Here is a 14,619-nt window from a genome sequence, read left to right on the forward strand (position 1 = left end):
CCTACTACTACAACGCAATCCCTTCTGCCTTCATCACTGAATGCAAATCTTTATCACCGCGACCCGACATATTGACGACAATAGATTGCTCAGGGGTCATGGTTTTCGCCAGTTTCAATGCATAAGCGACAGCATGCGCAGACTCTAATGCAGGTATGATACCTTCTTTGCGCGTAACTTCATGAAAGGCGTGCAACGACTCTTTGTCAGTGCAGCCGACATATTCAACGCGTTTCATGTCTTTTAAGAAGCTATGCTCAGGACCGACGCCAGGGTAATCAAGACCCGCTGAGATAGAGTGCGTCTCTTGGATTTGACCTTCATCGTCTGCCATCAGGTAAGTACGGTTGCCATGCAACACGCCGATGCGACCAGCAGCCAATGGCGCTGAATGGCGGCCAGTCTCTATGCCATCGCCTGTGGCCTCGACGCCATACATTTTCACCTCTGTATCGTTTAAGAAGTCAAAGAATAGACCAATCGCATTGGAGCCACCACCGACACAAGCGACCAGTGCATCTGGTAATTTGCCGGTTTTTTCTAAATGCTGAATGCGCGCTTCTTTACCGATGATTGCTTGAAAATCGCGAACCAGTAGCGGATAAGGGTGCGGCCCTGCAACGGTGCCGATGATGTAATAAGTGGTGTCAACGTTGGTCACCCAGTCGCGCATCGCTTCGTTCATCGCGTCCTTGAGAGTGCGCGAGCCAGACGTCACTGGCACCACTGTCGCGCCGAGCAGGCGCATACGATAGACGTTCATCTTTTGGCGCTCGACATCATCAGCGCCCATATAGACGATGCACTCTAAGCCTAGGCGCGCGGCAATTGTCGCTGTCGCCACGCCATGCTGTCCTGCGCCCGTCTCGGCGATGATGCGTTTTTTACCGCACATCTTGGCGAGTAAAGCCTGCCCGATGGTGTTATTGACCTTGTGTGCACCTGTGTGATTGAGGTCTTCACGCTTAAAGTAAATCTGCGCGCCGCCGATCTCATCACTCAGGCGTTTGGCATGATAGAGCGGGGTTGGGCGACCGACATAATTGACCAAATCGTTGTGATATTCTTCCCAAAAAGCCGGGTCGGCTTTGACTTTGGTATATAAGGTTTCAAGCTCTTCTAATGCCGCCATCAGCGTTTCAGAAACAAAACGACCGCCATGGACGCCAAAGTGTCCGCGTGCATCAGGGTATTGGTTAAAGTCTTGCACATCTGCTGGATTGGTAAAAGTATTGATAGATTTTGCAGCATCAGATAGCGCTTTGTTTGAGGCATGACTCATGATAATTCCTACGATAAGTGGGGCTTTTAATATAAAAATGAAGGAGATAAAGCGTCTAGGCTTGCCGCCATATCGTCATATAACTAGGCGACAAGCAAAATTTCGGAATAACGAGAAAATAACAAGATATAGACATCATATAGACACCAATATAGCAATTATCTTAGAGCCCGTCAGTGACCGTCTCGTTTTGCCATCGGTCACGTTTGACTGCCTTCATAAAGGCGCGCATTTTGGCAGCGTCTTTTTTGCCTTTAGCAGATTCGATACCGCCGCTGACATCGACGCCATAGATAGGTAAATCAAGTGTGCCTGCGACATTATCAGCAGCGAGGCCGCCGGCTAAGACAATCGGTAGCGCACTGTCCTGTGGTATCAAACGCCAATCAAAGCGCGCGCCCGTACCGCCGTATTTTTGCGGATGATAGGCATCAAGCAAGATACTACTGGCACCCATCGCGGCAAAGCTATCGATACGCGCGCGCACGCTAGCTGCCGTGTCTTGCTCGGCATCGATACGTAGCGCCTTGATCCAGCGTTTATTGACCGCGCTTGCCAGCTGCTGACACTGCTCAGGCGTTTCGTCGCCGTGGAATTGAATGATGTCAAAAGGTACATGGTTTGCCAGCGCCAGCAGCTCATCATGAGTCATATTGACCACCAGTGCCACGACACTGACAAACGCTGGTACAGCGGCACTCAATGCCTGCGCCTGTTTGGGCGTGACAGCACGCGGGCTTGGTGGATAAAACACCAAACCAACCGCATCCACACCCAACTGCACAGCGGTCTGAACATCACTGAGCTGGGTAAACCCGCAAAACTTCACCTGCATTGTTTGACCTTAATTTGAAAGGCTTAAAAGATTTAATAGGTTCAATATCTACCCTTGTCCTGAGCGTATATTGCACTGAGAGTCTGGTGATCCCAATCTCGTTGTATCCCTCTTATGTTGACCTGATTCTATGATGCTGATTTGTTACTCATCTGCCAAACCCATTGCATCAAAAAACTTATCCTAGCATACTTTTATTCATAGTTTTGTTTATGATTACGATTGATTGGTATAAGGATACTTGCATGTCTAAGACTGCGTCTGCTAATGGCGATAACAATGATAATACGGATATGAATATACCGCATTATCTAATGTGGTTTCGCCGAGATTTACGACTGCATGACAATACAGCGCTGACGGCACTTTGTGAGCGCGCGCAGGCAGATCATGCGCGCGTCAGTGCGGTGTTTTTTTTGACGCCAGAGCAGTGGCATGCGCACGATACTTCCTTAGTACAGGTGGATCATATCGCCCGCACCTTGCCCATACTTGCCAAATCGCTACAAGCGCAGCTAAACATCACATTGACTGTACAACGTTGCCCCAGCTTTGCCGACTGCATCGACGCGCTCAGCATACTGTGTCAGGACAATAATATCCGCTGTATCATGGCCAATCATGAGTACGAAGGCAATGAGATCGACCGTGATGAAAAACTAGCAAAGCAGCTAGCAAAGGACAGTATCGAGTTTGTACGCTGGCACGACCAATGTATCTTGCCACCACAAAGCATCACCACCAATGATGGCGATAGCATGTATCAAGTGTTTACCCCGTTTTATAAAAAATGGCGGCATACTTTGGATATCAGCAGCATACAAATGCATGAAGCCACCGCCATAAATAATAATAAAATCGAGCTAAAATTATCAAAAGACAGCGCCACCACGCTACAAGACATCGAAGCATTGAGTAACAAGGTGGTCAGCACTTATCAAAACGCACGGCAAAAGGCTGATTTATCGCAGCATCTCGATATGGATGCTCAATTAACAAAAGCCCGCGCCGCCTACCCTGCAGGCGAAACAGCCGCCTGTCAGCGTCTAAACGACTTTATTGCCGACGACATCGACGACTATGATATCAGCCGTGATACGCCTAGCCTCGAGGCCACCAGTCAGCTATCCGCCTACCTGACCATTGGCGTCATCAGTCCTAGATTATGCTATCTACAGGCAAGCCTAGCGCAAGAAAAACTACACGGCAATGATGGCGACAATGAAGACATCAATCGCTGGATAAGTGAGCTGGCATGGCGCGACTTTTATCGCCATGTGCTAGTGGACAAGCCGGCTCTTATCCGCCACAAGGCCTATAAAGAAGAGACAGATAAGAAGATTGATTGGTCATATGACAAGGATGACCTTGAGGCATGGTGTACTGGCAAGACAGGCGTGCCACTCGTTGATGCGGCGATGCGCGGCCTAAATGCGACTGGCTTTATGCACAATCGCCTGCGTATGGTCACAGCGATGTTTTTGACCAAAGACTTGCTGATTGATTGGCGCTTAGGCGAGCGCTATTTTATGCAGCAGCTGATCGATGGCGACTTTGCCTCTAATAATGGCGGCTGGCAGTGGAGCGCCTCAACCGGTACGGACTCTGCGCCTTACTTCCGGATCATGAATCCCTTTAGCCAAGGCAAAACACATGACAAGGATGGCGTGTTTATCAAAACTTGGCTACCTGAATTAAAAGATATTCCTGCCAGCATTTTGCATAGTGAAGACAAGATGCGTAAAGAGCTGGCAAAGGGCGGCAAGTTTGCTGATATCGACTACCCTGTGCCGATGGTCGAGCATAAAGCGGCTCGTCAGTTGGCCATTGCTGAGTTTAAAAAATCATAATACAGTCGACTGACGTGCTACGAGGGCAACTGACACGCTCCCGCGCCTTGGGTGGTCACCGTCACCACCGCGCCCGTCATGGCAAATAACTGCTGCAGCTGTGTCTGGGCGTTTTGCAAGGCAATATTCATCACATCACCGCGGCAGGCACGCTCGAGCACTTCTTTTTTTGCCATGGTCTGTGCTTGCGCAAGTATCTTTGGATCGACCTGCATCAGCCCAAACGCGCCCGTCTGCCAGTCATAAATCTCAATATCATCCAGATATACTGAAAATATCTCTGACGGCGGTAAAGTGATATTGATTTGCGGCATCATGGCAGCGGTATTGACAGTTGTGGCCTGCGTGTCATTTTGGGCAGCTTTGCGCAGCGATTCACTGTCATCAGTCGCTGGATCGGGCTGGATGACTTGTACCATCTCAGGCGTCAGCGCACTCAAATCTATGCCCGCATCTACTCGACCACGCGCGATAAACAGCCCCTTTTGTTCATCTTGCCACAGCTTCATCCAGCTGCCTTGCCGCTCGCTGGTAATCACTGTATCCACGCTAAAAGCCACCGTTTGTAGACGATTTAACTGCTGAATTTGCGTCACCACGCCCTCACGAGTGATGGTTTCGATAGGCGCTTCTTCACTTGCCGGCGGCATACTATAGATAGCAAACGCCAGCGCGGCCAAACCAATCAGCAATATCAGCCACGCCATAAAGGCAATGGGCTTTTTTGTTGGTGGATTTGGCGCTGGATATTTGTTGTCGCGCGCGTTATCCGCAGGCGCTTTATTATCGGGATGATTCATTGACACCACCTTCAGTATTATCAGTTATATAGAGCAGATGAGTCGCTTGGCGATAGCGACTTAACAGCGCTTTTTATTGCCTCGCTATTATCAAATCGTACTTTTATCTCGCTGCGTGATACCACTTGCCTATCTCATCCGCTTGTCTGTCTATAAATGCTACTAACTATATATAAATACTATTAACTATAAATCTGTAAATGCTACTAATCACCTATTACTTCAAGTAATAACTACCAAGACGCAACATAACCTGCGACCAGATTATGAGTAAAAATACGCGCGCCATTTGCCATAAATCAGCTTAACACTGGTAAATAATCGAGTCTCAATAATCATCTGCCATTCTTTGACCAAAGTTGCGGCTGAAAACACAAAAAGTCATTGCGTCTTAGGCGAACTTTACCTAACATAGACAGATTGTATTGATAAAATGTCGGCACAGATTTATTGGTCAGGTTTTTTGCAAGATAGGTTTTCATCACACGTTTGATGACTTGTTCAATTCCCATATGTCGCCGCCTACTCATCAATACGTCAATCAAAATCTGCCCTTTTATTGTGAGAGCAGTTTTGAGACGATACTGCTTTACCAGTGTCTTGGCCGCAAAAGCGTAGTTGCCCGCGATTAGTGGTTAGAGACCAGTTGCGACACATTATCTACTAGGAAGCCCCTAGTTCATTGCTAAGTGATAAAGGTAAGCTTACGGCGTCCATGAAACGATAGCCCTATGCTCAACACCCCACTATTTCTTATTTTTTTATCGTTGATAAGGTTACGCTTTATTTATGAAAGCCAGTCAATTTTTATTTGCCACTCTAAAAGAAACCCCAAGCGACGCCGACATCGTCTCAAGCCAGTTGATGGTGCGCGCCGGTCTTATTCGCAAAATCGCCTCGGGGCTTTATATCTGGTTGCCCATGGGGCTACGCGTCTTACAAAAGGTCGAACGTATTGTTCGTGAAGAGATGCAAAACGTAGGCGCTCAAGAAGTCCTGATGCCGATGACGCAGCCCGCTGAGCTGTGGCAGACCACCGGGCGTTTTGATGACTATGGTCCTGAGCTATTGCGCTTTAAAGACCGTCACGATCGGGATTTTGTGCTAGGCCCGACACACGAAGAGGTCATCACCAATCTAGCCCAAGGCGAGCTGCGCAGCTATAAGCAGCTACCGATTACCTTCTTTCAAATTCAAGGTAAATTCCGCGACGAGATTCGTCCCCGCTTCGGCGTGATGCGCGCGCGTGAGTTCACTATGAAAGACGCCTACTCGTTCCATGTCGATCAAGTTTCGCTCGCAAAGACTTATCATGATATGTATGAGGCTTATACGCGTATCTTCACCCGCCTAGGCTTAGATTTCCGTGCGGTACAAGCGGATACCGGCTCTATCGGCGGCTTTGCCTCGCATGAGTTTCATGTGTTGGCTGACAGCGGTGAAGATGATATCGCTTTTTCTGACTCCTCAGACTATGCGGCCAACGTCGAGCTTGCCGAATCTATCTCATTTAATATGGCTGAACGCCAACCGCCAAAGCAAGAGCGCGAAGACGTGCTCACCGAAGGCATGACCACTTGTAAGATGGTGGCGGAACACTTAGATATCCCGCTTGCCAATACCGTCAAAACCTTGATCGTCCATGGTCATAAAGAAGATGGCACGCCGCAGCTGATTGCGGTGGTACTACGCGGTGACCATCAGCTTAATACCATCAAAGCTGAGAAAATCGAAGAAGCCAACGTGCCATTGACCTTGGCCTCTGATGAAGAGCTAAAAGCCGCTGGCCTGCATAAAGGCTATATCGGTGTGGATTTGGATATGCCGGTATTTGTCGATCGCTCAGCGGCGACCTTGTCAGACTTTGTGACAGGCGCGAATAAAGTGAATAAACATACCATCGGCATGAACTGGGCACGTGACGCCAGCATTACGCGTATCGTTGATGTGCGTAATGTGCAAGAAGGCGACCCTTCTCCTGATGGTAAAGGCACGCTCAAAATCAAACGCGGCATCGAAGTCGGTCATATCTTCCAGTTGGGCGATAAATACTCGCAAGCGATGAACGCAACCGTCTCTGGTGAGGATGGCAAGCCTTTGACCATGATGATGGGCTGTTATGGTATCGGCGTCAGCCGTATCATCGCAGCAGCCATCGAGCAAAATAACGACGAAAACGGCATCATGTGGCCACAAACGCCGACCGTTGAGGACTCGATTGCGCCTTTTGAAGTCGCTATCATTCCGATGAAGTCTAAAGAAGAAACCGTCATGCAAACGGCCACCGCGTTATACGAAGAGCTAAAAGCGCAGGGCGTCAACGTATTGCTAGACGACCGTAATGAGCGTCCAGGGGTCAAGTTCGCCGATCTTGAGCTGATTGGTATCCCGCATCGCATCGTGGTCTCTGACCGTAACTTGGCCGAAGGCAAGTTTGAATACGTCAATCGCCGTGAATCAGAAAAACAAATGCTCAGCCGCGAAGAAGTCATGGCAAAAGTAAGTAGCAAATAGTTTTATTAGTAAAACCTATGCGATAAAAAGCGCCTGTCTTATTGAATAAGACAGGCGCTTTTTTTGTATCAGCCAAGCTATTTCAACTATGGCTCTATTGACGAATCAGACGACTTGGCGTCGGCAACAAACTCATATCACTGACGCGGCAAGGATTGATATCGATACCGCCGCGGCGGGTGTACCACGCACGAACCATCAGTTCGCGTGGCTGATAGTGTTGGCTCAAGTCAGCAAATATCTGCTCGACGCACTGCTCATGAAAACCATTGTGCTGACGGAAGCTTAAGAGATAGCGCAGCATATTGGCCGTATGAAGGGGTTGGTCCGTTGTGATTGACACAGCTAATGTACCCCAATCCGGCTGGTTGGTCACCGGACAGTTACTACGCAGCAAATTAGAATAAAAATGATAAGGCTGAGTGCCATCACTTATCACACTCTCACCAAGCGCCTCTGCTTCATCACGCAGCAATGACGCATCGGGATGCGCACACAGTGTTACCTTTTCGCTACTATTTGCCAAGGCATCATCAATACAGACGCCATCAGGCTGAGCAATATGTAGCCCAAATGTCTCATCGTCTAAGCGAAACAACTCAACGGCTACCTGAGCTTGCACGCAGGCTGATAAGTCTTTGGCTATCAGTGCCTGCACGTCGTCCCAGCTGGCAAACTCGGTAAAATTTAGGCTGTTTAAGTAAAGCTTCAACGATTTTGACTCGACAATAAATGGCGAGCTGGCAGGAATAGCAAAGCGCGCAATGGCAACTTGCGAGACGCCTTGCTTATTTAACCAAGACATCTCAAAAGCTTGCCACCAGTCCACCCCCACCGCTAATTTATCGTCTTGCCAATCAATCGCGTCACGACCCAGACTGCGCGCAATCGGATATAGCGTCTCTGGACTATACTGCGTCGGATAATCGGTGGTTTGCTCACCTAAGATGCCATGTATGCTCATTTACTTTCCTACTATTTAGTCGTTAAACCTTAACTGCTCAACCGACAGCGCTTTGGGCATCGCTATCGCTTCACACGCTGACCACTACAAGCGCACGCGTGAGCCATTACTCAACAAACGATAAGCGATGGTATAAAATATCGCACAGAATACAAAAATCGCCGCCATCGAGTACCAAACGTTGACGTCAGAATACCCCAAAATACCGTAGCGGAAGGAGTTGACCATATAGACAATCGGGTTCAATAACGAGACGTTTTGCCAAAACGGTGAGAGGTTTTCCATCGAATAAAATACCCCGCCAAGATAAGTAAGCGGCGTCAATACAAAGCTTGGAATGATAGAGATGTCATCAAACGAGCGAGCGAATACCGCGTTGATAAAGCCGCCTAATGAAAACAAAATCGAGGTACCAAGGACGGTAAACACCGTGACAAACAAGTGCTCGATACCCAAATCGGTAAAAAACAACGCCACAATCGAGACAATCAAACCGATCGCCAGCCCACGGAAAATACCGCCGCTGATATACCCCATCAAAATCGCATGCTTGGAGACCGGTGAAACCAAAAGCTCCTCAATACTGGCAGTAAACTTGGCACTAAAAAAGCTTGAGACAACGTTGGAGTAACTGTTGGTGATAATCGCCATCATGATTAGACCAGGCACGATAAACTGCATATACGGCACCCCGCCCATCTCACCGACACGTGAGCCGATCATCTTACCAAAGATGACAAAATACAGGCTCATGGTAATGACAGGTGGCAGTAGGGTCTGCGGCCAGATACGCAGGATTCGGCGCACCTCTTTTAACCAGATGGTACGAAAAGAGATCCATCTTTTATTCCACGACATGGTTTTGTGATAGTCGATGGTCTGATCTTGATCAACGGCCTTTTGACTCATAATCCCGCCTCCTTCATACTGTCTGCACTTTGAATGTTTTTTTCTACCAAGCGCATAAATAGCTCTTCTAAGCGGTTGGCTTTGTTGCGCATACTGGCCACCGTAATGCCTTGAGCAGATAATTGGTTAAACACACCATTTAATGACTCGCCTTCTGTTAAGGTTACCTCTAGGGTCTGCTCATCAGGCTGCGACAACCCTGTCACCCCATCCAGCTCTAGCGGCTGGGTCAACGGGGCTTCAAGATCAAAAACAAATGTCTCCACCGACAATTGAGCGAGCAAATCTTTCATTTCGGTATTGATGCGTATCTCACCATGATCCAAAATCGCAATGCGTTTACACAGCTGCTCTGCTTCTTCAAGATAGTGAGTGGTCAAGATAATGGTGGTTTTTTCTTCGATATTGATCTGCTGCATAAACTCCCACATAGAGCGGCGCAGCTCGATATCGACCCCAGCCGTCGGCTCGTCCAAAATCAATAGTTTTGGTTTGTGAATCAAAGCACGAGCAATCATCAGACGACGTTTCATCCCGCCAGATAGCTCGCGTGATTTACTGTTGCGCTTATCCCACAGCCCAAGCGCGGTCAACAAGCGCTTGGCTCTTGGACGGGCTTCTTTGGCCGGGATACCAAAATACCCTGCTTGGGTAATCAAGATGTCTTGGACTTTTTCAAATTGATTAAAGTTAAACTCTTGCGGCACCACACCAAGATACTGCTTGGCCAGCGCTGGGTTTTCGAGCAAATCGGTGCCAAAGATTTTGACACTACCAGTGGTGGGTTTAAAAAGTGAGCTAATAATGCCAATCATCGTTGACTTACCAGCACCGTTTGGCCCCAGCAGCGCAAAAAAACCACCCTGCGGGACGGTTAAACTGACATCTTTGAGTGCCGAAAACCCATTACCATAGGTTTTGGATAAATTCTGGATAGCAAGTGCTGGTACCTCAGACATGAATACCTCTTTATTGATTATCGATGTAAAAGCGTTTGAGAAGAGAAAAACAGCTAAATGAGACGATGTAATCTCATAAAATGAGGCTACTAAGGTCGGATTTCAACGGTGCCTTACCAGAACCATTCGTTTGATAATACTCATCATAAAAAAAACGCCTACCTCATAAAATGAAATAGGCGAGTTATAGGCTTTACACATATAGCTTACAGATACATATAATTTGCGGCAAGTCGCTCACGACAAGTCAATAGACCGTGACAGGTTACGGATGCCTATTCAGGCTATACTAAACACTCTAAGCCGATAAAAGCAAATGCTTAGCTTGCTTGCTCAACCATATAATCGACAGCGTTTTGGACTTCTTCATCAGGGATATCCGCACCGCCTTTGGCAGGCATGGCGTTAAAACCATTGATGGCATGGGTATATAGGGTGTCTTTACCTTTTGAGATACGTGGACCCCATGCGCCAGCATCGCCTAACACAGGTGAGCCAAGTAGGCCTGCACCGTGACATGTCTGACATACCGCATTATATACAGCTTTGCCGTCGCGAGGGCCATCGCCAGCGGCTGGGCCAGCGGCGCGCGCGGTCACGTCACACACTTCGTCGTCTTCGAAACAGACTTTGGCAACTGGCTGAATACGAGCAATCAAGTTTGGATATAGCGCGATCAGCTTTTGCACTTGCGGCGTATCTTGTGGAATCTCTTCTTCGGCGGCAGGGGCGGCAGCGGCAGTTTCTACTGCGTCATCTGCTTGACCATCTTCTGAGGCCGCAGCGTCAGTCGCAGCGTCGCCATCAGTGGTATCTGCAGCAGCTTGTGGGTCATCGCCCAACTGTTCAGGTGCGTTTTCCACCACTTCCTGCTCTTCTGCTACATCAGAAACAGTCACAGGCGTGTCTACAACACTTTCAGCTTGGCTCACCGCGATACTAGCGATTCCTAGAATGGCAGCTGCCGATAACATAACTACTTTTCTCATTCGTCACGTTCTCTTATTACGTATACAAAGGCTGGCACGGCTCGGACATTCTGTCTGTCCTCCTTTGACGACCTCTCGTCATCAATAGCAAACAGCCATCCCGCGTGCCAGCACACTTGCAATCGGTGATTATAAATATGAATTCTCCCTGACATTATAAGGGAAAAGGCGGGTAGATTGCCATGCTTGTTTAATGACTATCCTGTTTTTTCTTAAAAAACCTCAATCTCTGCCTTCGTTTATTGGCTTTCTGACTTTTATTTGTTAGACTAAGCGGTCTTGATTTTTAAGTCTGTTTTATGCGCTCGTAGCTCAGTTGGATAGAGTATCGGTTTCCGAAGCCGAGGGTCGTGGGTTCGATTCCCGCCGAGCGCACCAATCATCGTATTTCACCACTTCCTAGCATTACCTCAAGCCCCTACACACCTTTAATAGCTTCAGTTTAAGTCTTTTGATATTACTTGTCATTACCTATTAGCACCTATAGAATGTTGTTAAATTTGTTGTTAAAACATTTAACATTTTTTACGGCTGCCCTGAATATGAGAAAAGACTATCTATTAACTGATAACGGTGTGAGGTCCATAGCTAAGCAGTCAGCACCCGATAAAGTCACCCGTCACAGTGATGGTAATAGCTTATCTCTAATACAACATCCTAACGGATCACTGTTTTGGCAAATGTCATACCGCTATCAATCGAATAAAGATATTAAGCCTAAACAAAAAACCTACCAGATCGGTATCTATAAATCATCAAAACAAGTGATTGATTCATCATTCAAGCCGCAAGTATCACTCAAGCAAGCGCGTATCGAACGTGACAAGGCAAAAGCATTATTGGCTAATGGTATCGACCCCACCGAACACAAAAGCATTGAAAAGAACAACTTTGAGCAAAAGGACTTATTTAAAGTCATTGCTAAAAGCTATCTTGATGAAAAATCCAAGACTACCGCAAAGAACGTACAAAAGCTGCAAGGGTTCTTAGATAACCACATCTTAAAACATCTAGGTGACTACCCTATTGGTGCCATCACCGCGCAAGATATTATTAAGACAGGGCTTGCCATTCAAGCCACTTTTGAGCAGCAAGGCAAACACACCTCAGAGACCGCGCATAAGTGCATGGGGTTGATCAGCGCCATCTTTGAGTATGCTATTAATACGCTAGGCTATGATATTACCAATATTGCTATTGGACGTAACAAGGCACTTAGACCGCATAAAGCCGAACGCATGAAAGCGGTAGAGCAGCACCAATTCCCCGAGTTGCTACGTCATATTGACGATTATATAAAAAACCATCCTAACGGTCATGAGCAGACGGTTGCTGGCTTGCAACTGATGACACTATGCTTTGTTCGTACTAAAGAGTTAAGATTTTTTGAATGGTCAGAAATTGACTATCATAAAAATGTATGGCGCATTCCAGCGCATAAAATGAAAATGCGCCAAGATCATATTATTCCTTTATCACCGCAAGCAATTGCGGTCATTGAACGTATGCGTCCCCTAACAGAGCATACAGGCTATGTGTTCTATAACTTTGAGTCAAACAAGACTTATAGTGAAGCATGGTTCAATCAGGCGCTACAGCGTATGGGTTACACAGGCGATCCCTACCCTAAGATGACTGGCCATGGTTTCAGGCAGCTTGCCAGCACAGGGCTGTATGAACTAAAGTTCTCAGAAAATGTTATTGAAATCCAGCTATCTCATCTTGATCAATCGAGTGTTAAAAACCGATACGATCTATCTGCTCACCTTGCTGAACGCCAAGTAATGATGAATCAATGGGCAAGACATATTGAGAACTTACGAACAGGTTGCGCAGTCAATTTTGGTCTATTAAGTCCTGAAGCATTAAATAATGTCATGACAGAAAGAGGTAGGCAGGAAATGCAAATTGTGGCATACGAAAAAGAGACTCTAATTCGCTATTTAAAATCAAAAGGGGTATCGCAAGAGGTACTAGCCAAACTTGCCGAGCAGCTTTAACAACAGCATTTAACAACAAGACGCGCCAGCCTAAAGGCATAAAAATATCAATACGCTATAAAACAGCACTGCCAAAATTGACAAGAACGAACTTGATAGCGTTAATCGCTGTCATAACTAATTGCAAGGTTAGGTCTAATTAGCCGAAAGACAGCAACCGCACCCTTAGCTGTCAGCGCCTTGCTCTTTTTTTTCTTTAAGGGTGTGAGGGTGCAAATGTGAGTTTAATAGACAGGCTTATAGAGCCTACGAAAGACTATATTAGTTTTAGAGATTTTATCTGTCATCTATCAGGGCTTAATAATCAGCCAGTTTATGAGGTAGCCACTTATTTATTACATCATGATTTATCTGATAAAGACTTTTACTATATTGATGGGGACTACAAGATAATAAAGGCTGATTTTGATGATAAATCTATAAAGCATTTTTTGACTGAAATTCAAATGTCAGTGATCTGGGGTGCCGATGACTGGATATTTCATAACAGTAAAAGTTTAGAACAATTAAGCGATGACGTTAGGATGAAAATAACAGAACTTTACTTCAACAACATGCACTCGTTTTTTAAAAAGTCCGAACTTCTTAATTTTAAGCCCTTGGAAGGTCTATTACATTTTGATGATGAAACCCTTACTAATGCAGATAGTAACTCAGTCTGTGTAGAGCAACAATTAGATGAGGCACTTGAGAAAATAGAGAGATTAATACAATCTCTAGCTGATAGTAATTTTTTAATAGGAACGCTAACGTTAGGGCATAATGAGCAACTAGCAGCCGCCAACGCTAAAATAAAGCAGCAAGAGCAAGATATAAAAAAACTTAATGAGCAGTTAAATAAGAAAGCTGATACCGGCGACATATTGAGTGACCGCAACGAAAAAAGCTATCAAACGACTATAGGCTTACTACTAGAATTAATGACTATACCAAAGGTAGAGAGCGTTAGACCTCCATTTACTAGCGAAGCTGTAATCATTGGTAGGATTACTGATAAATCAATCTATGGACAGGGTAAAACTACTTTAGAAACTCGCTTTAGAGATGCAAAAATGACTTTAGAACAAACTAAAAAGAAAGCGTTTAAACCTTGATAGCTACCACCTCAAAATAAACCCATACCTCAGTTGAGGTGTGGAACCACCCCAGCTAGGGTGCTGCGAACAATCCTGATAAGTAACATTCATCTTATAGCAGGGCATTACCGCCCATTCCTTAAACCGCTATAAGGTGAAATAACATGAAGTTATCAGATAAACATCTAAGAATGGCAGACCTTGCCAACCAACCCGAACGTAAAGCTAAGACCTACACTACTAAAACTGGTCACAAGCGCACCGTCACCGCCAAAGCCGCCACACGCGGCATCACAGGCTTTAGCGCCAAACACATTTATCATCTAATCAATGAAGGCAAATTCCCAGCACCCGTAAAAATCGGACGGGCTAGTCTATGGCGCTTGTCTGAAATCAATAGCTGGCTAGACAGTCATGCCCACTCAAAAGATGAGGTATAGA

The 14,619-nt window shown here is 46.4% G+C and carries 12 protein-coding genes and 1 tRNA gene; 6 read left to right on the forward strand and 7 right to left on the reverse strand.

Annotated features, from left to right (window positions below; all coding sequences use genetic code 11):
- Positions 1-7: 7 nt before the first annotated feature.
- Entirely contained in the window at positions 8-1,282 is a 1,275-nt protein-coding gene (gene trpB, locus AADH33_RS10285; protein WP_348548815.1) for a tryptophan synthase subunit beta, read from the reverse strand.
- A gap of 163 nt (positions 1,283-1,445) precedes the next feature.
- Complete coding sequence (locus AADH33_RS10290) at positions 1,446-2,117, reverse strand: phosphoribosylanthranilate isomerase (protein WP_348548816.1); 672 nt, start codon at positions 2,115-2,117, stop codon at positions 1,446-1,448.
- Positions 2,118-2,362: 245 nt separating this feature from the next.
- Between AADH33_RS10290 and AADH33_RS10295 the strand changes: the two genes are divergently transcribed.
- Complete coding sequence (locus AADH33_RS10295) at positions 2,363-3,967, forward strand: cryptochrome/photolyase family protein (RefSeq protein ID WP_075102255.1); 1,605 nt, start codon at positions 2,363-2,365, stop codon at positions 3,965-3,967.
- Between the two features lie 17 nt (positions 3,968-3,984).
- Here AADH33_RS10295 and AADH33_RS10300 read toward each other — a convergent pair whose 3' ends face one another.
- The gene (locus AADH33_RS10300) at positions 3,985-4,767 is read right to left on the reverse strand and encodes a DUF4230 domain-containing protein (protein ID WP_075102254.1); all 783 of its coding nucleotides are present in this window, start codon (positions 4,765-4,767) and stop codon (positions 3,985-3,987) included.
- 789 nt (positions 4,768-5,556) lie between these two features.
- On the opposite strand from AADH33_RS10300, the gene AADH33_RS10305 reads away from it, so the two are divergent.
- Positions 5,557-7,281, forward strand: a complete 1,725-nt coding sequence (locus AADH33_RS10305) for a proline--tRNA ligase (RefSeq protein WP_075102253.1) — start codon at positions 5,557-5,559, stop codon at positions 7,279-7,281.
- Between the two features lie 94 nt (positions 7,282-7,375).
- On the opposite strand, the gene queF is transcribed toward AADH33_RS10305, so the two are convergent.
- From queF to AADH33_RS10325, 4 genes are all read right to left on the reverse strand, one after another.
- Entirely contained in the window at positions 7,376-8,245 is an 870-nt protein-coding gene (queF, locus tag AADH33_RS10310) for an NADPH-dependent 7-cyano-7-deazaguanine reductase QueF (protein ID WP_075102252.1), read from the reverse strand.
- A gap of 84 nt (positions 8,246-8,329) precedes the next feature.
- Positions 8,330-9,103 carry an ABC transporter permease gene (locus tag AADH33_RS10315; protein ID WP_075102327.1) on the reverse strand — a complete coding sequence of 258 codons (774 nt, stop codon included), beginning with the start codon at positions 9,101-9,103 and terminating at the stop codon, positions 8,330-8,332.
- 47 nt (positions 9,104-9,150) lie between these two features.
- Positions 9,151-10,113, reverse strand: a complete 963-nt coding sequence (locus AADH33_RS10320) for an ABC transporter ATP-binding protein (protein WP_075102251.1) — start codon at positions 10,111-10,113, stop codon at positions 9,151-9,153.
- Between the two features lie 320 nt (positions 10,114-10,433).
- Positions 10,434-11,102 (reverse strand): c-type cytochrome, encoded by a 669-nt coding sequence (locus AADH33_RS10325; RefSeq protein WP_075102250.1) that lies wholly within the window; start codon positions 11,100-11,102, stop codon positions 10,434-10,436.
- Positions 11,103-11,403: 301 nt separating this feature from the next.
- Here AADH33_RS10325 and AADH33_RS10330 point away from each other — a divergent pair.
- From AADH33_RS10330 to AADH33_RS10345, 4 genes are all read left to right on the forward strand, one after another.
- Positions 11,404-11,480 (forward strand) — tRNA-Arg (locus tag AADH33_RS10330).
- A gap of 110 nt (positions 11,481-11,590) precedes the next feature.
- Positions 11,591-13,102 (forward strand): tyrosine-type recombinase/integrase, encoded by a 1,512-nt coding sequence (locus AADH33_RS10335; protein WP_348548817.1) that lies wholly within the window; start codon positions 11,591-11,593, stop codon positions 13,100-13,102.
- A gap of 218 nt (positions 13,103-13,320) precedes the next feature.
- Complete coding sequence (locus AADH33_RS10340; protein WP_348548818.1) at positions 13,321-14,196, forward strand: coiled-coil domain-containing protein; 876 nt, start codon at positions 13,321-13,323, stop codon at positions 14,194-14,196.
- Between the two features lie 146 nt (positions 14,197-14,342).
- Positions 14,343-14,618: a helix-turn-helix transcriptional regulator gene (locus AADH33_RS10345; protein ID WP_348548819.1), complete on the forward strand. Its 276-nt coding sequence runs from the start codon at positions 14,343-14,345 to the stop codon at positions 14,616-14,618.
- Position 14,619 lies beyond the last annotated feature (1 nt).

Source organism: Psychrobacter sp. KFRI-CH2-11 (assembly GCF_038239325.1).
Taxonomy (GTDB): Bacteria; Pseudomonadota; Gammaproteobacteria; order Pseudomonadales; family Moraxellaceae; genus Psychrobacter; species Psychrobacter celer.

Coding starts and splice junctions, on each gene's coding strand:
- trpB (WP_348548815.1), bottom strand. CDS start 1,282: ATGAGTCATGCCTCAAACAAAGCGCTATCTGATGCTGCAAAATCTATC.
- AADH33_RS10290 (WP_348548816.1), bottom strand. CDS start 2,117: ATGCAGGTGAAGTTTTGCGGGTTTACCCAGCTCAGTGATGTTCAGACC.
- AADH33_RS10315 (WP_075102327.1), bottom strand. CDS start 9,103: ATGTCGTGGAATAAAAGATGGATCTCTTTTCGTACCATCTGGTTAAAA.
- AADH33_RS10305 (WP_075102253.1), top strand. CDS start 5,557: ATGAAAGCCAGTCAATTTTTATTTGCCACTCTAAAAGAAACCCCAAGC.
- AADH33_RS10295 (WP_075102255.1), top strand. CDS start 2,363: ATGTCTAAGACTGCGTCTGCTAATGGCGATAACAATGATAATACGGAT.
- AADH33_RS10300 (WP_075102254.1), bottom strand. CDS start 4,767: ATGAATCATCCCGATAATAAAGCGCCTGCGGATAACGCGCGCGACAAC.
- AADH33_RS10345 (WP_348548819.1), top strand. CDS start 14,343: ATGAAGTTATCAGATAAACATCTAAGAATGGCAGACCTTGCCAACCAA.
- AADH33_RS10320 (WP_075102251.1), bottom strand. CDS start 10,113: ATGTCTGAGGTACCAGCACTTGCTATCCAGAATTTATCCAAAACCTAT.
- AADH33_RS10335 (WP_348548817.1), top strand. CDS start 11,591: ATGTTGTTAAATTTGTTGTTAAAACATTTAACATTTTTTACGGCTGCC.
- queF (WP_075102252.1), bottom strand. CDS start 8,245: ATGAGCATACATGGCATCTTAGGTGAGCAAACCACCGATTATCCGACG.
- AADH33_RS10325 (WP_075102250.1), bottom strand. CDS start 11,102: ATGAGAAAAGTAGTTATGTTATCGGCAGCTGCCATTCTAGGAATCGCT.